Annotated in this window: 17 protein-coding genes; 9 read left to right on the plus strand and 8 right to left on the minus strand. The window is 43.0% G+C overall.

Features of this window, described 5'->3' with window-relative positions; all coding sequences use genetic code 11:
• Positions 1 to 333: 333 nt before the first annotated feature.
• Entirely contained in the window at positions 334 to 1,095 is a 762-nt protein-coding gene (locus tag AC5162_RS05845; protein ID WP_496534319.1) for a LytR/AlgR family response regulator transcription factor, read from the plus strand.
• Between the two features lie 90 nt (positions 1,096 to 1,185).
• Here the strand turns inward: AC5162_RS05845 and gyrA are convergent, their stop codons facing one another.
• From gyrA to dnaA, 6 genes are all read right to left on the minus strand, one after another.
• Entirely contained in the window at positions 1,186 to 3,738 is a 2,553-nt protein-coding gene (gene gyrA, locus AC5162_RS05850) for a DNA gyrase subunit A (protein WP_496534320.1), read from the minus strand.
• Between the two features lie 30 nt (positions 3,739 to 3,768).
• Positions 3,769 to 5,697, minus strand: coding sequence for a DNA topoisomerase (ATP-hydrolyzing) subunit B (gyrB, locus tag AC5162_RS05855; RefSeq protein ID WP_496534333.1), 1,929 nt, complete (start codon positions 5,695 to 5,697; stop codon positions 3,769 to 3,771).
• A gap of 89 nt (positions 5,698 to 5,786) precedes the next feature.
• Complete coding sequence (gene recF, locus AC5162_RS05860; RefSeq protein ID WP_496534321.1) at positions 5,787 to 6,905, minus strand: DNA replication/repair protein RecF; 1,119 nt, start codon at positions 6,903 to 6,905, stop codon at positions 5,787 to 5,789.
• A complete protein-coding gene (yaaA, locus tag AC5162_RS05865) occupies positions 6,896 to 7,261 on the minus strand; it encodes a S4 domain-containing protein YaaA (protein WP_496534322.1) in 366 nt (121 codons plus the stop codon). Before yaaA ends, recF begins: the two co-directional genes overlap by 10 nt.
• Positions 7,262 to 7,453: 192 nt before the next feature.
• Positions 7,454 to 8,587, minus strand: a complete 1,134-nt coding sequence (gene dnaN, locus AC5162_RS05870; RefSeq protein WP_496534323.1) for a DNA polymerase III subunit beta — start codon at positions 8,585 to 8,587, stop codon at positions 7,454 to 7,456.
• Between the two features lie 176 nt (positions 8,588 to 8,763).
• The gene (gene dnaA / locus AC5162_RS05875; RefSeq protein WP_496534324.1) at positions 8,764 to 10,149 is read right to left on the minus strand and encodes a chromosomal replication initiator protein DnaA; all 1,386 of its coding nucleotides are present in this window, start codon (positions 10,147 to 10,149) and stop codon (positions 8,764 to 8,766) included.
• A gap of 517 nt (positions 10,150 to 10,666) precedes the next feature.
• Here dnaA and rpmH point away from each other — a divergent pair.
• The 7 genes from rpmH to AC5162_RS05910 all read left to right on the plus strand — a co-directional run bounded on the left by rpmH (position 10,667) and on the right by AC5162_RS05910 (position 14,917).
• Positions 10,667 to 10,801: a 50S ribosomal protein L34 gene (gene rpmH, locus AC5162_RS05880; RefSeq protein ID WP_047975516.1), complete on the plus strand. Its 135-nt coding sequence runs from the start codon at positions 10,667 to 10,669 to the stop codon at positions 10,799 to 10,801.
• Positions 10,802 to 10,907: 106 nt separating this feature from the next.
• Positions 10,908 to 11,270 carry a ribonuclease P protein component gene (rnpA, locus tag AC5162_RS05885; RefSeq protein WP_496534325.1) on the plus strand — a complete coding sequence of 121 codons (363 nt, stop codon included), beginning with the start codon at positions 10,908 to 10,910 and terminating at the stop codon, positions 11,268 to 11,270.
• On the plus strand, positions 11,254 to 12,102 hold the full coding sequence (locus AC5162_RS05890; protein WP_496534326.1) for a YidC/Oxa1 family membrane protein insertase: 849 nt from the start codon (positions 11,254 to 11,256) through the stop codon (positions 12,100 to 12,102). Before rnpA ends, AC5162_RS05890 begins: the two co-directional genes overlap by 17 nt.
• Before the next feature lie 40 nt (positions 12,103 to 12,142).
• The gene (locus AC5162_RS05895; RefSeq protein ID WP_496534327.1) at positions 12,143 to 13,057 is read left to right on the plus strand and encodes a magnesium transporter CorA family protein; all 915 of its coding nucleotides are present in this window, start codon (positions 12,143 to 12,145) and stop codon (positions 13,055 to 13,057) included.
• Positions 13,058 to 13,199: 142 nt separating this feature from the next.
• Complete coding sequence (locus tag AC5162_RS05900) at positions 13,200 to 13,712, plus strand: MscL family protein (protein WP_496534328.1); 513 nt, start codon at positions 13,200 to 13,202, stop codon at positions 13,710 to 13,712.
• A 25-nt stretch (positions 13,713 to 13,737) separates the two neighbouring features.
• Positions 13,738 to 13,908 carry a hypothetical protein gene (locus AC5162_RS05905; protein ID WP_496534329.1) on the plus strand — a complete coding sequence of 57 codons (171 nt, stop codon included), beginning with the start codon at positions 13,738 to 13,740 and terminating at the stop codon, positions 13,906 to 13,908.
• Positions 13,909 to 14,029: 121 nt separating this feature from the next.
• Positions 14,030 to 14,917 (plus strand): alpha/beta hydrolase fold domain-containing protein, encoded by an 888-nt coding sequence (locus AC5162_RS05910; protein WP_496534330.1) that lies wholly within the window; start codon positions 14,030 to 14,032, stop codon positions 14,915 to 14,917.
• Positions 14,918 to 14,951: 34 nt separating this feature from the next.
• Here the strand turns inward: AC5162_RS05910 and AC5162_RS05915 are convergent, their stop codons facing one another.
• Positions 14,952 to 16,805 (minus strand): FAD/NAD(P)-binding protein, encoded by a 1,854-nt coding sequence (locus AC5162_RS05915; RefSeq protein WP_496534331.1) that lies wholly within the window; start codon positions 16,803 to 16,805, stop codon positions 14,952 to 14,954.
• 398 nt (positions 16,806 to 17,203) lie between these two features.
• On the opposite strand from AC5162_RS05915, the gene tyrS reads away from it, so the two are divergent.
• Complete coding sequence (gene tyrS / locus AC5162_RS05920) at positions 17,204 to 18,451, plus strand: tyrosine--tRNA ligase (protein WP_496534332.1); 1,248 nt, start codon at positions 17,204 to 17,206, stop codon at positions 18,449 to 18,451.
• A 45-nt stretch (positions 18,452 to 18,496) separates the two neighbouring features.
• Here the strand turns inward: tyrS and AC5162_RS05925 are convergent.
• On the minus strand, positions 18,497 to 18,624 hold a 128-nt coding region (locus AC5162_RS05925), incomplete at its 5' end, for an IS3 family transposase (protein WP_496534334.1).

Consider the following 18,624-nt stretch of genomic DNA (forward strand, 5'->3'; position numbering starts at 1 on the left):
GCCGGTTCCAGCGTGTTCCTCTTGTGAAGAACAATAACTAGTATACCGGCATTAACAGGTGGAGTCAACTGTTTTTTGAACGGATTTGAAAAGAATTTTTTTGAGCCGTAATTAGACCCTTTTGTGACACGATTAAAGCTTTTTCGTTCCTTCACTTAAATAGATACAATACAAATAGCATTATTTTATTTGATATTTATTGATTTATGCCAATATAATTACCTTTTTACTAATATTTATAGTAAAAAAACGGCTTTATCGTATAATTAATTATAGAATTTAACCTTTATTGACTTTTTTATAAAACCTGGTGGTGCTTGAAAGGAGCTTTACATGCCCTGCTACGTACTAACAACTAAGACGAATGATAAGAAGATGCTACGCAAACTCTTACGTTCACCTATTTTTTATGAAACGCCCCGGGCCCTGCTGACATCACTACGGTTGCGGCGAACAGGCCAGGTAGTGATTATCGACTTAGAACTTTGGGGCCATGACCGGGCTGGCCTGCAAACCGCACAGCTTGTCCGTCAGCAAGACCCCAATTCGCAAATTATTCTCCTAGCAGAAAATAGTCAAATGGCTAATTATTGTTTTGAATACCAAGTAGCCGTCTTAGACTTCATCGTCAAAAACGACTTTAACATCGCTTGTCAAAATCGAATTTTGCGGGCTGTGGACCAGGCCCACTACAACTTACACCGGATTTTCTATTCAAAACCACTCTTTGTCCACTTTCCGGATGGTCGGAAGACAAAGGTTGTCGACTTAGCTCGGATTATCTATATTTCAACTGAAAGTAAAAGCCATAACTTACTTTTACATGAAGAAGCTCGAGTTATTCGGATTCGTGCCAGTATGAACAAAGCGGCCCTCGTTCACGATAAACTTTGCCAAGTCCACGCCTCTTATTGTATCAATATGAATTACTTTCAAGAATACCAGCCAGCTAATCGCAGAGTCTTATTAACTAATGGGATTACTTTACCCGTCTCAAGGAGCTTTGTTACACTCATCCACGAAACAGTTAACATGCAAAACCGGGCCAACCAATTTAATTCTTTTGGCTCTTCTAAAGAAAAACACCGCGATTAAAAAAGCCACCCCCTTTTGGTTGGCAGGACTTCCTGGCCATTAAAAGGGGCGGCTTTTTTATTTGGATAAAATTGAAAAAATTAATTCAGTTTAATCTTGGTCTTCTTCTGCTCGGTTAACTAAGTCTTGGACCTGGTCACTGGCAGGGGCTTGACCGGCTTCTGCTTGGCTTTCAGCCATTGCTTCTTCTGGACTTTCGTCTTCGATGGCAACTGGTTCAAGCTTGGTCAGGGTAGCAACCTTGGTATCGTCTTCCAAACGGATCAAACGAACACCTTGGGTGGCTCGGCTAGTTTGGCTAACGGTATCAACGCTAAAGCGAATCATAACACCTTGGTCAGTTGTAACCATGATATCTTCATCACCCTTAACCGTCACCATACCAGTCAAGTTACCATTCTTTTCAGTAATCGTTGCGGTCTTAATTCCCTTACCGCCACGGCCCTTGACAGGGTATTCTTCTGAGCTAGTCTGCTTTCCATAACCCTTTTGACTAATGACAAAGACCTTGGAATCAGCTGACAGGATATCAGCACCGATAACTTCATCACCCTCGCGCAAATTAATTCCGCGAACACCGGCAGCGGTCCGACCCATTAGACGTACGGCTTCTTCAGCAAAGGTTACAGAGTAACCATTCATGGTTGCAATAATTACGTTTTGCAAACCATCAGTTTCCAAAACCTTCAGAATTTCATCATCTTCACGCAAAGTCAAAGCTTTCAAACCAGAAGTTCGAATGTGGGCAAAGTCTTGGACTTTAGTTCGCTTAACAACACCCTTGCGGGTCACAAAGAAGAGGTTATCTTCGCTATCGGCAGGGTTGCCATGGATAGCGAGCAAAGTTTGGATGGCTTCATCCTGGTCAAAGTTCAATAAGTTGATGACCGGGATACCCTTGGCTTGGCGGCCGTATTCAGGGATTTCATACCCCTTCATTCGGTAAACCTTACCCTTATTGGTAAAGAAGAAGAGTGAGTCATGGGTCGACAGGTTAACTAATTGGTCAACAAAGTCTTCATCATTCAAGTTCATTCCCTGAACACCACGGCCACCACGGTTTTGGGCCTTAAATTCGCTAGCCGGTACCCGTTTGATGTAACCGTTATGCGTCAAAGTAATGATGACATCTTCTTCTTCAATCAAGTCTTCGTCTTCGATGCTGGTTACATCACCAACTTGGAGTTCAGTCTTCCGTTCGTCACCGAACCGGTTTTGAATTTCCAGCAATTCGTCATAAATCAACTGGTCAATTCGTTCTTGGTGGGCCAAAATGTCCTTCAAGTCAGCAATCAACGCCACTAACTTCTGGTATTCATCTTCTAACTTGTCCCGTTCCAAACCAGTCAACCGAACCAAACGCATGTCCAAGATTGCTTGGGACTGCTTATCTGATAGGTCATAACCTTCAATTAACCGGGTCTTGGCTTCATCAGAAGTCTTTGATGATCGAATAATGTTAATGATGGCATCGATATGGTCAAGGGCAATCCGCAACCCTTCCAAAATGTGAGCACGGGCTTCAGCCTTACCCAATTCGAAGTTCGTCCGACGGCGAATAACCGACCGTTGGTGGTCTAAGTAGGCAACTAAGATTTCCTTCAAAGACAAGGTCTTTGGCGCACCCTTGTCGATTGCCAACATGTTAAATGAAAAACCAGTTTGCAAAAGCGTTTGCTTGTACAAATTGTTTAGGATAACAGAAGCCGATGAGTCACGACGGACATCAATTGCAATCCGCATTCCTTCACGGTCGGTTTCATCACGGATACCAGAAATGCCGTCTATTTTCTTTTCACGAGCTAACTCTGAAATCCGTTCAATCAACCGGGCCTTGTTAACAGCGTAAGGCAGTTCGGTAACAATAATTTGTTCCTTACCAGTCTTAGTTGTTTCAATATCAACCTTGGCCCGGATGGTAATCGTTCCCCGGCCGGTCTCATAGGCCTTGCGGATTCCGGCCTTTCCCATCACAATTCCACCAGTTGGGAAATCGGGTCCAGGTAAGGCTTCCATCAAGTCAGCTGTTGTGGCATCAGGGTTACCCATCAAAATATGCAAGGCTGAAATCACTTCACCCAAGTTGTGGGTTGGGATGTTGGTCGTCATACCAACGGCAATTCCCGTCGCCCCGTTGACCAGCAAGTTTGGAATTCTGGCTGGCAAAACTTCTGGTTCACGTTCTTCACCATCATAGTTCGGAACGAAATCAACCGTGTCTTTATTCAGATCACGGACCATTTCCATGGCAACCTTTGACAGCCGGGCTTCGGTATACCGCATGGCAGCGGCACCATCACCATCAACAGAACCAAAGTTCCCGTGACCGTCAACCAGCATGTACCGGTATGAAAAGTCTTGGGCCATTCGTACCATTGATTCATAGATGGCTGAATCACCGTGGGGGTGATACTTACCCATAACGTCACCGACGATACGGGCTGACTTTTTGTGCGGCTTATCGGGCGTATTTCCCTGTTCGATCATCGAATACAAGATTCGACGGTGGACCGGCTTCATTCCATCACGGACATCAGGCAAAGCCCGGGCCACGATAACAGACATGGCATATGACAAAAATGAAGTCTTCATTTGCTCGGATAAGTGTGTATTCGTAATCCGAGTATCAAGTTCTTCTGGCATTTAGCTTACTCCTTGTCGAGCAAATTCGAATTAAATATCTAAGTCTTGGACAAAGACGGCATTGTCTTCGATAAATTGCCGACGTGGCGGAACATCGCCGCCCATCAACATATCAATCACTGAGTCGGCCTCTTCAGCATCAGCTGGGTCAACCCGTAACAACCGCCGATTTTGTGGGTCCATGGTGGTATCGGCCAACTGGTCGTAATCCATTTCTCCAAGACCCTTATACCGCTGAACCTTTGGCTTAGCATTACTTGGCAATTCAGCCAAGTACTTTTCAAGTTCTTCGTCTGAGTCCAAATAAGTCATTGACTTGGAATTTCCAAGCGAAACCCCATACAAAGGTGGTTGGGCGATGTAAATGTAGCCGGCATCAACCATTGGCCGCATGTACCGATAGAAAAGCGTCAGCAACAGCGTCCGAATGTGGGCACCATCGACATCGGCATCAGTCATAATAATAATCTTGTGGTAATTGGCCTTGGCAACATCAAAGTCCTTGCCAAAACCAGAACCAAGGGCAGTAAAGAGCGAACGAATTTCTTCGTTAGCCAAAACCCGGTCCAAGGAAGCCTTACCAACGTTCAAAATCTTTCCTCGAATTGGCAAAATGGCCTGTGTCAAACGGTTCCGACCTTGCTTAGCAGAACCACCGGCAGAGTCACCCTCGACAATAAAGAGTTCTGAAATTTCAGGATCTTTTGAGGTATTGTCGGCCAACTTACCAGGCAAGTTCGAAATTTCCAAGCCTGACTGCTTCCGAGTCATTTCCCGGGCGCGCTTAGCTGATAGTCGGGCTCGTTGGGCCAAGGCTCCCTTTTCAACGATTTGCTTAGCAACCGTTGGATTTTCCATCATGAAGCGAGCGAAAGTTTCACTAAACATCCGGTCAGTGGCCTGACGGGCATCAGAGTTTCCCAGTTTTGTCTTAGTTTGACCTTCAAACTGAGGGTCTGGGTGCTTAATTGAAACGATGGCTGACATTCCTTCACGAACGTCTTCACCGGTCAAGGACTCAGCGCCATCTTTTAAAATTTTCTGCTTGCGGGCGTAATCATTAATTACCCGGGTCAAAGCAGTTTTGAACCCAGTTTCGTGGGTTCCACCTTCATAGGTGTTGATGTTATTGGTAAATGTTTTTAAGTTTTCTTTGACACCAGTGGTGTATTGCAAGGCAACTTCAACGACAATGCCGTTTTCTTCACCTTCAACATAAACTGGGTCGTCAAAGAGAGTTTCCTTTTCTTCATCAAGGTAAGAAACATACTCCTTGATTCCACCTTCAAAGTGGAAGGATTCCTTCAACAGTTCATCTGACCGCTTATCTTCGATCGAAATCCGCAAGCCCTTGTTCAAGAAAGCTAATTCGCGAACTCGGGTTAGCAAAGTTTGGTAGTTATAAACCGTTGTTTCTTGGAAAATATCAGCATCAGGCTTGAAGTGAACAATCGTTCCACGTTCAATTGGCAACGGACCATCTTTTTTGGTCATCGGGGTCTTCACCCGACCCGTTTCAAAGTCCATATAGTAAATCTGACCATCACGGACGACGTTAACATCCAAAGAAGTTGACAAAGCGTTAACAACCGAAGCTCCAACACCGTGCAAACCACCGGAAACCTTGTAACCACCACCGCCAAACTTTCCACCAGCGTGCAAAATCGTAAAGACGGTTTCAAGAGCGGGCTTACCGGTCTTTGATTGGATATCAACTGGAATTCCACGGCCATCATCGGTTACGGTAATTGAGTTATCTTTTTCAATCGTGACCGTAATGTGTGAAGCAAAGCCAGCAAGGGCTTCATCAATCCCGTTATCAACAATTTCCCAAACTAAGTGATGCAAACCTTGGGCAGTCGTGGTTCCAATATACATTCCAGGACGCTTACGAACGGCTTCTAACCCTTCCAAAACCTGGATTTGGTCGGCGTTATAAGCATCAGCGTCGGTTTTCATTTGACTGGCCAATTCTGCTTGGTCAACCAGTTCTTCTTGGTTTTCAGGTGTTTCTTGATCTGCCATGATACTCCTTTATGCCTGATGGCTTATTGTTCAACCGAAACGACTCCGGCTTTAACGATAAAGATTTTCGGTTCTTTAATCAGCTGTCTAGCGACCTCTGTCAAAGATGGGGCAGTAATAAAGGTTTGAACCTTATCTTGGATGGCGACGAGTAAGTGAGTCTGGCGACTAGCGTCAAGCTCACTTAAAACATCGTCTAACAGCAAAACTGGGTATTCGCCAGTTTCTTGGTGCATGAGCTCGATTTCACCGAGCTTTAAGGCGAGGGCGGCAGTTCTTTGTTGCCCTTGTGAGCCAAAAACTGCCACATTTTGCCCATTGACTTCGATTTCAAAGTCATCGCGGTGGGGCCCAACTAGGGTAGTTCCTTGTCGCTTCTCCCGGTCTGCTTGCTTCAAAAAGGCTTGCTTTAAGTCTGTTTGCACCGATTCAACCGTACTGTTTTCATCAACTAAAACGGCTGACTTGTAGTGCAAGACCAAGTTCTCTTTTTGGTTCGCCACTTCTTGGTGAATCGCTAGCGCCTCTTTGCCCAAGCTCTTTAAGAAATGAAAGCGGGCTACCATAATTTGGGCCGCAACCGCCTCCAACTGCTCGGTCAAGACATCAAGTAAGACCTGGTCTTTTGCCTTGCCAGTCGCAAAATTTTTCAGGTAAGCATTACGCTCCTTTAAAATTTTCTTGTACTGGGCACTATGTTGTAAATAGACCTTATTCATTTGCCCGTATTCGATGTCGATAAACCGTCTGCGAACGGTTGGGGCACCTTTGACCAAGTCAAGGTCTTCTGGGGCAAATAAAATCACGTTTAGTTGACCGATGTAAGTTGATAAGCGGACCTGGTCCAAATGGTTGACCCGGGCTTGTTTACCTTTTTTTGACCAAGAAAGAGAAAGGGGGGTTTTGCCAAAGCGGTTTTGAACAATTCCAGCAACTCGGGCGTTGTCTTCACCCCAGCGGACCAAATCTTGATCCGTTTTGCTACGGTGTGACCGGGCCAGGGCCAAAGCGTAAATGCTTTCCAGTAGGTTCGTCTTTCCTTGGGCATTTTCACCCAAGAAGACATTAATCCCACTTTGAAAGTCAAGCTTGGCCTGGTCGTAGTTTCTAAAATTGTTCAGCTCTAATGAACTTAGCTCCAAGAACTAGGACCACTTGGTTGGTTTTTCTTTGGCTGACGCGGCTTTTTTTGAACCGACTTTTTCTTAGCGGGCTTTTGCTGCTTTGCTTGGAACCGGGCTAAAATTGCCTTTTTTTCGGCTTCTTCATCCAATTCTTCCTCGCTCATGCCAACAATTTCGTAAGTGACGCCATCATATTCAACCATATCGCCAGGGTAGAGTTTCTTACCCCGTCGGTTTTCTTTTTCGTGGTTTAAAAAGATCGTTTCACTCGCCAAAAATGCCTTTGCTTGTCCACCTGATTCAATCAGGTTTTCAATTTTAAGCAGTTGCGCCAAGGTAATATAAGCGGTTTTTATTGCGACACGTTCAGCCATCGTTTTCCCCGATTTCTTGGTAAATACTTACCCCATTATTATACCACACTTCCACTTATTTGCCCTTAGGAGCCGTTTTTAGCTTATTTCTTTTCTACTAGTCTGTTTTGCTTCAAAAAAATAATTGAGTTATTTGACTTTGTAAAAGTCCAAACAAAAAGCCGCCAAGAAAATTCCTTAGCGGCTCTTACTTTAGAATGTACGGACTGGCGTAACCAGCTGTAACTGCTTATTATCAGTTTCACCCTCAGGAATGATAATGAAGGGGCGGAGGTTACTAGTGAACTTCAATTCAACAACCTTTCCCTGCAATACCCGAAGGGCATCACGGACATAGTCAGGGTTGAAAGAAATTTCAAGGTCTTCACCAGTGACCTTTTCGGTTTCCAAGGCTTCTTTAACTTGACCGACTTCTTGAGAATTTCCAGAAAGTTCGGCCTGACCATTTTGAATCGTCAGCAAAATAACGTTATTCCGTGATTCATGAGAAAGCAATGAGGCCCGGTCGATAGCACCTGATAGGGTTGCAGCATCGATTTCGACTTCAGTAGTTGCTTCTGTTGGGATCAACCGGTCTGTTTCAGGGTAATTTCCTTCCAGTAAACGTGAATAGAAAGTTGTATTCCCAAAGATAAAGACGGCTTGGTTATTTGAAAGTTGAATTTCAACCCGGTTTTGACCATCCAAAAGTGATTGGAGTTCATTAAAGGCCTTTGCTGGAATAATAACTGAAGTTTTTTCAGTATTTTCGGTTCCAGTTAGGGTCACAATTCGCTGTGATAAGCGGTGTGAATCGGTTGTCACGGCCTTAATTTGGTTACCATCCAAAGTTAAGTGGATTCCAGTCAAAATTGGCCGGCTTTCTTGGGTTGAGGCTGAGATTTTTGTTTGCGCAATAATTTCAACTAGTTGAGCAGCTGAAACCTTTAATGATTTGCTTTCAGATAGTTCCGGTAACTTTGGATAAGCAGAGGTTGGTTGACCATTGATTTTAAAGGAGGCAGAACCTGAGGTAATCAAAGCTTGAAGACCTTCAACGGATAGGGTCATCGTCTTAGCAGGCAAGTGCTTAACAATATTAATAAAGAAAGTAGCGGGAAGTGTAATGCCACCTGGTGTTTCAACTGTTAATTCTGTACTGGTATCACTGGCAGCCAATGAAATCTTGATTGAAATATCAGCATTTGAACCAGTTAAGACTAATTCATCGTCTAGTAAGTCTAATTTGATATTAGTCAAAATTGGAATTGTTGTTCGAGATGAAATTGCTCGTGCAACATCATTCAAAGCTTTAATAAAGGCTTGTCGGTTAATCGAAAATTTCATGGCACAAGGCCTCCTTTATGCGGGTGCATGTTATATATATTAGTTATTATATAACTAGTAATAGTAATAAGGGCTGTGGATACAGGGGATTAGGTTAAAAAAAGGAAGGTAACAGGTTTTTGCCTGTTGATAACTTTGGGGAGAATCGAATAACTCTTTTAAACTTATCCCCAAGTTTACTTGCCGTTTTTTATTTCATTTGCTAAGTCTTGGATCAATTCCTTAGTCTTAGCATCCGTATCAACCTGTTCTTGAATTCGGTTAAAGGCGTGTGAAACGGATGAATGGTCGCGGCCACCGAAGTCTTTACCGATGGTTGGCAAGGACCGGTCAGTCATTGTTCGAGTTAAGTAAATGGCAATGTGGCGGGCCGTTACTAGGTCAGATTGACGACGTGACCCTTTCATGTCTTCCACAGTTTGCATAAAGTAGTTGGCGACTGTTTCTTGAATGCGCTCAACGGTAATCTGCTTGTCTTGGTCGATGTTTAATTCTGTCAAAATTGACTGAGCAGTTTCAATCGTAGCCGGCTTATTCATGAAGCGAATTCTGGCTTCAAACTTATGAAAGGCACCTTCTAGGGAACGGACATTGGTATCAATCTTTTCAGCAATTAGTTCCAAGACTTCATTTGGAATATCCAAGTCGTTTCGCTCTTGCAGGTTCCTTAGGATGGCAACTCGGGTTGGCAAATCAGGCTTTTGAATATCTTGGGTAATCCCTGCTTCAAAACGCGATGTTAACCGGTCCAGTAATTCTGGAATATCCGTTGGGTAGCGGTCCGATGTCATCACGATTTGCTTACCAGCCTTGGTTAAGGCATTGAAGGTATTAAAGAATTCTTCTTGGACCTTGGTTTTACCAGACCAGAATTGGATGTCATCGACTAAGAGCATGTCTAACGACCGGTAGGTTTTTTTAAACTTAGCAGTGGCGTTTGAGTCGGCCTTGTTTCCTTCACGCAGGGAATCAGTGAAGTCGTTTAGGAAGTCCTCAGCGGTTGCATACTTGATCCGAGCATTTGGATGGGTCTTGGCATAGTCATTACCAATGGCTTGCATCAAGTGGGTCTTACCTAAACCAACGCCTCCATAAATTAGGAAGGGGTTATAGACTTTTCCAGGTGCTTCGGCAACGGCTAAGGCAACGGCTAGGGCATTTTCGTTTCCAGAACCCTTAACAAATTTTTCAAAGGTAAAGTCACTGTTTAAGTCGGTTCCTTGTGAGAAGGGGATTTGGGTGTTTAGGTCTTCTTCTACTAATGGTGCTGGCGCTTGGCTTTCTTGTTCACCACCGTCAATAACTCGCAGTTCGGGCCGGATGAAGTCACCAGTAATCGTATTGGCGTGTTGAACGAAGTCAAGCGAGTATTGCTTGTTGTTCCAGGCGTCAATAATCGTGTCGGCGTGTTCTTTTGGAACCGAGAGGATTAACTTGCCATCATCAAAACCAATTGGCTTTAATGGGGCAATCATTGTTTCATATGAAACTGGGCCAGTTTGCTTATAAAGTTCTAAGCTGACCTGCTTCCATAAATCTTGTGGGTCGAGTGCTTGTGGCATAAAATGCTCCGTAAAAGAAAAAATGAATAAAACTTATCTTAAATAGTATAGCAAAAAAGAACTAGTAAAAACAGTTATCCACAGGGAAAAAAGAAAAGCTTAAGTTTTCCCGTCAGGGGGATAATAATTGTCCTTCTTGTGGACAAGGAAACGAACAAAAGTTCGGGTTATCCACATATGAACAGGGTTATCCCCAAATAAAAGCTTGTTATGACAGCTTTAAAAAAAACTATCAACGTTTTCCCCAGTTTATTAATCACAGGCTGGGGATATGGGGATAAGTGGTTGAAAGTTGCGGGAAAATCAATTTTTTACTCCATTTTTCGACAGGGTTGTGGTTTATTTTGGATAAAGTTGTTGGTAAAATAATGGCAAGGATTCTTTCACTTTGGCAAAGGACTTTTCTTTATTTGTAGGAATATTAGTTGAAACCTTGCCTCTTAGTCTTTTTCATGGTATGATTAATGCCGAATTGCAAAGATTTTTGCAGACAAATTATATATGGAGGAAATGACAGATGAAGCGTACATTCCAACCAAAGAAGCGTCATCGCGAACGCGTACACGGTTTCCGTAAGCGTATGAGTACAAGCAACGGCCGCAAGGTCTTGGCTCGTCGTCGTGCGAAGGGCCGCAAGGTATTATCTGCCTAATTGGGTTACTGCATGACAGTGACCTTTTTTATTTGAAAAAAGATTTTTAAGCAGGTTTTTTCCTGCGTACATATAATAAGTAGTTTAATTAGTTTAGGTGATGCCCATGCGAAAGACATTTCGGATTAAAAAGCCGGCTGAATTCCAACAGGTCTTTGACCACCACCAGTCTGTGGCCAATAAGTACTTTGTTTTGTACCGGTTAAAAAAACAAAATCAAAAACACTTCCGCCTTGGCTTGTCGGTTGGTAAAAGAATCGGTAAGGCCCATGACCGCGTCTGGGTGAAACGGCGGATCCGGCAATCAATGTTGGAATTAAAGCCCAGAATTGATTCACAGTCGGATATTTTAGTAATTGCCCGGCCAGCAGCGGCCCACCAGTCTCAGGCATTTTTAAAGAAGCAGATTGAACATGTCTTGAGCTTGGCAAAACTTTTAAAGGATGAAAATAATGACACGAGTAAATAAGTGGTTAAAGACCATCGGAATTTTACCGCTCATCACAGCAGCGGTTGCCATCGTTTTGATTGTGATGGCGAACCTATCTTATACTGGCCATGTTGCTGGTAAGGGACTCTGGGGAAGCTTTGTTGGCCTCTTTATCCGGTCAATTTTGGGTGCTTCTTCTTGGTTCTCAAATTCATATGGATTAGGAATCATTGTCTTTACTGTTTTGGTGCGGTTTGTCATCATGCCATTGATGGTTTACCAAATTGATTCAATGAAGAAGATGCAAGTTTTGCAACCTGAAATTAAGGCGTTGCAAGAAAAGTTCCCAGGTAAAGACGCCGAAAGTCGTCAATTATTGGCGACTGCCCAGCAGAACTTATATAAGGAACGAGGAATTTCACCTTTTGCTTCAATGCTTCCTTTATTAGTACAAATGCCAATTTTGATTGCTTTGTACCAGGGAATTCATAATTCACCTGTTTTGCGAACTGGGTCATTCTTGTGGTTGAACTTGGGAAAGCAAGACCCATACTTTATCTTGCCCGTTTTGGCAGCCTTGTTTACCTTTGGTTCAACTTGGCTTTCAACTCAGGCCAACCCACAGCAAACAGCAATGACGAAGGTGATGCCATATATCTTCCCATTCATTATCTTCTTTACAGCCTTGGCTGTTCCTGCAGCCGTTTCCCTTTACTGGGTGGTTGGAAACTTATTTCAAATGATTCAAACTTTCTTCTTGCAAAATCCATTTAAGATGAAGAAAGAGCGAGAAGCAGCTCGTGAATTGGAAAAGGCGATGGCTCGTAAGGTTAAGAAGGCTCAACGGTCAAAGAAAAAGAAGCACCGTTAAGCTTTTGTCGTCATTGATGTTTTAAGAAAGGTGGACCACCATGATTGAAATGTTAAAGCAGGCGCCAACCTTTTCTTGGTTTCACGTCACCAATATGTCTTCTGATGACCAAACGATTTTAGAAAAAGACCATGGTTTGACCAAGCAAATGATTGGCTATGCCAATGACCACAACGAAAGTGTCCGGATGGAATATGACCCGGATGCTAATGAAGCCTTAATGATTTTAGACGTTGTTTCAGCTGAGCCGGAACCGGTTTTAACCCGGCCAATTGGGATTGTCTTAATCAAAGGGAACTTATATACCTTTGCTCACCGACCAACTGATTACATTAAAAAACGTTTTGCTGGCCAGGGTGATCAGGCAGAGGATAATAGCCAAACGGCTCTTGAGTTCTTGTTCAAGAGTATTTACCCGTTGATGACGATGTATGGCGATGAAATCACTGAGATTAACCGGCAACGCCGGGCCATCCAGGCTCACTTTGGGAATCGGAACCATTTAACCAAGCAGACCAATGACTTGTTGCACTTGCAAATCCAAATGATTTATATTCAAAATTCTTTAGCCAATAACCTGATTATGTTGGACCAGGTGGCCCGGTCATATAAGGAGAATGTTGCTGAAGAGGTTTTTGATCGGTTAGAGGCTGTTCAAGTAGAAGTTGAGCAGGCAAAAGATATGGCCAGCGTCGCGATGGAAGTGATTAACGCCGTGTCTGATGCGACTGGTTCTCTTGGCAATCGGGACTTGAACTGGACGATGAAAGTTTTGACTGTTTATTCAATTGTCTTTACGATTCCAACGATTGTTTCTGGTTTTTATGGTGAAAACGTTGATTACTTACCATTTGCTGCCCGACAGTCGGGCTGGTGGATTACGATCATCATTATGGTGGTCATGATGGTTGGCGCGATTTATCTTTTCCGACGGTATGGTTTTTTGAAGAAATAAAAGTTTGAATCCTAGTACGATTGGTACTAGGATTTTTTTATTTCAAATATTACTTTTCGTCTTCAATTTTGAAGTAGTCTAACGTATAATGGGGGATAAGCGGTAGGAAGATTTTTAACCTATCATAAAATTGGAGGTTTTGATGGCAAGATCAAAACGAAAAAAAGAGTTAATGGAACACCGTGATATGATACTGCAGAAATCTTCGGATGGCTGGGTTTCCTTTCGTCGGTTTTTGTTTGCCCCTAATCTGCTGACTTTTGTTATTTCGGTGGTTGTTGGCAATGCTTTTGGTGGGGCAATTAAAGATTTGGTGGCTTTTATCGCCCACTTGCTATCTTCTATGTGGCGGTGGGTCTTTACAGCTGGTCACCCGTGGGTTTTTGCTGCCACCTCTGAGGCATGGTCGGCGTTTGTCACGTCCTTTTTAACAATGATTTTTATTGCTTTGGCCGTTTACTATACGATTCAGTTTATTAATAATAAGCTGATTGGGTCAGAGAATGAAAAATGGGGGTATGATGAAGCCCATGTTGATATGTTAGCCTTGCAGAAATTGCAGCGTGAAAACAATCAACTTGTTAAGGAAAATAATCAGTTACAGCGAAAAATTTTGGACGCTCTGGTTGATGGGCAGAAGGAAACTACTAAATAAGTAGAGAAGTAGAATGGAGAATATTATGAAACAGTCAACAGTAATGATTACAATTGCAGCCTTGGTATTGATGTTCCTATCAATTGCTAGCTGGGTCTTTAAGCAAGAAGGTTTTTCATTAGTTTGTGCTAACTTGGCAACGGTGATGTTGCTGATTGTTTTCTTGTGGCAAAATCGGTCAAATGATAAAGATTAAGAAATGTTAAAGGTGGTTAACCTTTCGTTAAGCTGAGACGAAGTCTTGGCTTTTTCTTTAGAAGTGTTTCACGTGAAACGTTTGCTTGTTGGTGTTTCACGTGAAACAGTAGGAGGGTAAAATGTTATTTAAGGATGCAAAAGTTGAATTTGAAGACCTGAAAGTACCAGAATGCGTTGGTTTTGTTATCAAAGACCAGCAATATGGACCCGCAGCAAATGAAGTGTTTGACCTTTACCAACCAGCCGGGGAAGGGCCTTTTCCAGTTGTTCTGGATATTCACGGAGGAGGCTTAGTCCGTGGACAAAAGTCAACGGTTAAAAATGGGCCAACAATAAGATTAGTTGAGGCGGGCTTTGCGGTTGCGACGATGACTTATTCATTGGTATCGGAACAAGCCTATTCTTTTCCAAAACAAGTAGCTGAAGTACGGGCAGTTTTGGCACAGTTGAAAAGCCGGGCAGAAGACTTAGACCTTAACGGTAATGAGGTGGACTTGGTCGGCGAATCATCAGGGGCACAGTTAGCAGTCTTAACAGCGGCTTCAGTCACTGCCGGGGTGAAGCTAGGTCGGATTGCTACAAACGATACTTTAGGAGACTTGCCGGAGATTAAACATGTGATTGCAAATTATGGTCCCTATGAATTTGACCAGTTCGCTGAACAGTTTAAAAAAGAAGGGAACCAGCCAAAGTATACAGAATCAGGACAAGCAATTTCCTTTGAAGGTTTAGCTTTAGCCGGGTTAAATGTTCACGAAAACCCAGTCGGGGTTAGTCAGGCTAATCCGGCGAATTATTTTACAAAAGAAATGCCAGCACTTTTAGTTTATGCTGGGACGAAAGATCAAGTGGTGCCATATGAGCAGAGCCAAGACATGGTTGACCGCTACCAAAGAATGGTTGGCCGCCCAGCAGATTTCCATTTGATTGATGGCGCACACCATGGTATCCAGGATTTCGATACTGAAAAAATTTATCAAGAAAAGTTAGCTTTTCTTAAGTCATAAAAAAAGAGCTCCGATATTATTCGGAGCTCTTTTTTTATGACAATAGGTCGGATACGATTGGGTCAGATTCAGCAAAAATTAACGTGTTGGAATAGGGGCGGGGGATAACCGTCATAAACCACTTTTGACCCTCAAGGGGGATCCCTGAAATGTAAAACTTATTAACTGGTTGGTTGTCCTTGTTGAAGACAGTGTAGGTCTTAGGGTCAACTTTAATTGTATTTGGTAGTAGAGCAGAACCGTCCGCCTTAGTCAACCGGTCATCACCACGGATAAGCCCCTGCTTTTTAAGTGATTTAACGAGTGGGTTTTTAGCGATACGAAAATCAATTGGGCCCAAACGTGATTCGATTAAGGCATCACCTTCAAAATGTTGACCAAACTTGTCAGTGGCAGTGTAGCGATTTTCATCATGACCAATTTTAAATGATGGGCCGGCAATAGTAATAATGCCAGCCTCCATCAAAGCCAAAAGTTGCTTTGCTCGAATTAGTGGCGGCCCGACAGACAGTTGCCGGTCAAAGAGTTTGAAATCTTTTAAGAAAGTGCTGTAGTCGTCGTTATTAAAGAAACCTTCATTATAAAGTGTTCGAACCGTGCCACGCATATCCCGCAAAATATCGTAAGGACCAGTTAATGGCGAAGCGTCATTGCCAAGTGAGGCTGAATCAATGTCTGACCGAAGGTGGTCCATCAAAAGATCCTGGTAGTGGTCGCTTGAATGAACATCAATAATCGGATTAGCTTGCTTATCCCAAGAAATTTTGGTTTCTAAGTTTAAATCAAATTCTTGGTTGACAGTGCCCCAATTGCTTGGTTCGGCCAAGTAATTAATGATACTGTTCTTGGTTTCCATGCTAAGTTCATTCAAAAGGTTGACCTGGTTAATCAATGACTTGTAGGTTAGTTCATTATCAAGTAAACAACGGAAGTCTTTATAGGGAAGCTTTCCATTATTTTCAAAGGCAATCTTTTTCAAGCGGTCCAAAGTAAAGAACCGTGGTTGGTATAACTCAGTAGCACTTTTTTGGTTCTTTCCTCGGGCCCGAGGTGGAAGACCAGATCCAGATCCCGCAACAATTTTGGGTTCATGACCTGATGGAACATAAGTTAAAGAAGAATCTTCGTTCGTAATGAAGGTGCCCCCTTTGCCAGCTGTTAATGACAGTAAGTCGTCAAAAAATGACAGGCCTAGTCCTTGCATAATCACACTGTCGTTTTCATTTAACTGCGTAAATGGGTTTTCAGCAGGGTGTGAGGCAGGAAAGTAAAAGAAGCCATTTTTGCGGGCAAAGTCTTGGTAGTCTTGTTGCTCGTCGTTTAACTCAGAATCTAGGTGGCCAGGTGCCAAGACAACCGCATCAGCCGGGAAATTAATGCCTTCGTCTGTGGTAACGGTGAATTTTCCATTATCTTCAACGTGTAAGTCATTGACGGCGACTTGATGATAACGAATGACAAAGTTATCCGAGGCTGAATTTACTAATGTTTTGAAAAACCAAGAGGCATAAACGCCCATTAAGCCCCTAGAAGCATAGGTGTTTTTGGAGACCAAAGCCATAATTTCTTCTCGATAGGAATTTGAAAATTCGGGGTGTCCTTCGAGGTAATCAAGAGCATCTAACTGAGCCCAGGACAAAAGATTTGGCGTTTTGTGCCAAGATTGTTGTTCCTTAAAACCGTAATCGTTAAATAGGGTAACTTGGTTAGCAAAGGTATTCATCAAAAAAGTTTCGTTGTTTTTGATGAAGGGGTCCCAAATTCGGCCACCAACGGGAAATGGGTCAAATAAGTCGATTGTATAAGCGGTTTTTGGACTGGCCTCATGAGTAATTCGGTCAAGAATGGCCAAATTTCGTGGTCCAGCACCAATTAATGAAATTTGCATATGTACTCCAAAGTGAAAGGCAAACAAAGTTTGCCATCGAAACATCAATAATACAAAAAAACGTTTTGACAAATGAAGATTGCCAATAAGTTTCAATGTATATCAATCATAGGTAAAAAATCGCAAAAAAGCAAGGGGATAACCCATGACAAAGGGGGTATTCCTCTGCTATAATAAAATTATCATTTGTTGCAAAGGTCCTTGCTCTGGAGCAAACAGAAAGTTAGTGGTTGCTGAAAACTAACCCAACAAGAAACCGAGTTACACAACAAAAACAAAATGACGTTTTGTCTCGTTACGGACTATCCAGTGACCTTTTATTAGGTAATTTAGGTGGTACCGCGGAATTTTCGCCCTAATCGAATTCGATTAGGGCTTTTTATTTTAAAGGAGAAATGATGAATTTTATTGAAGACTTGAAGTGGCGTGGCGCTTTGAACCAAATTACAGACGAAGACGGCTTGCTTGAGGAAATGTCTGCTGGTCAAATCGGGGCCTATGTTGGAACTGATCCGACTGCTGATTCTTTGCACTTGGGGCACTTAATCCCATTTATGGTATTAAAGCGGTTCCAAAATGCTGGTGGTAAGGCAGTGATTATCGTTGGTGGCGCGACCGGTTCAATTGGTGACCCCCGTCCGACGACTGAACGGAAGTTGCTATCAGAAGAACAACTGAAAGGAAATGAAAAAGGCATTGCAGCTCAAGTTCAGAAGCTTTTTGGAACTGATGGCACAACAATCGTTAACAACGCTGATTGGTTGAGCCCGATGACTTTGCCAGAGTTCTTGCGTGATTACGGTAAGCTGTTTTCAATCAACGTGATGTTGAAAAAAGACGTGGTGGCTTCACGGCTTGAAACTGGAATTTCATTTACCGAATTCACTTACCAAATTTTGCAGGCCGTTGACTTCTTGCACTTATGGCAAGAAGAAAATGTCCGCTTGCAAATCGGTGGATCAGACCAGTGGGGGAATATCACTTCAGGGGTCGACTTGATTCACTCTGTTGAAGGACCAGAGGCGAAGGCCTTTGGTTTGACGATTCCATTGATGACGGATTCCACCGGTAAGAAGTTTGGCAAGTCTGAAGGAAATGCCATTTGGTTGAACGCAGAAAAAACATCACCATATACTTTCTACCAGTTCTGGTTTAACCAACGTGATGAAGATGTTGTGAAGTACCTGAAGTACTTTACCTTCCTCACTAAGGAAGAAATTGAAGCGTTAGAGGTTGAAGTCCAAGAAAATCCTGGTGGACGTCTCGGACAAAAGCGCTTAGCTGAAGAAGTAACGGCCTTTGTCCATGGCCAAGCAGCCGTTGAAGAAGCTGAAAAGCTTTCAAAGGCCTTGTTTGCAGGTGATGTTGCGACCTTGTCTGTTGACCAAATCAAGGACGTCTTCTCTGGTGTTCCAGGTTTTGAAACCAGTTCAGAAAAGCAAAATGTTGTTGATTTCTTGGTTGATGCGGGAATTGAAAAGTCAAAACGCCAAGCTCGCGAAGACGTGACGAACGGTGCGATTACGATTAATGGCGAAAAGCAGCAAGATGTTGACCACCAGGTTGACCCAGCTGCTAATTATGATGGCCAGTTTATCTTGGTTCGCCGTGGTAAGAAGAAGTACTTCTTGGGAACGGTTAAATAAAAGAAAAAAGCCCTTAAATGATATGAACCCCAAAATTAGGACATGTCATTGAGCGGCCTTTAGGACTGATGCCCGATATTCAATCGGCGTCAGTCCTTTTAGTTTGCTCTTAATTCGTTTTGTATTGTAATAGTGAATATATTCTTTGATGGCTTGATTGAGTTCTGAAATTG

This window comes from Fructobacillus sp. ChS1-6f1-1-27, assembly GCF_059579415.1.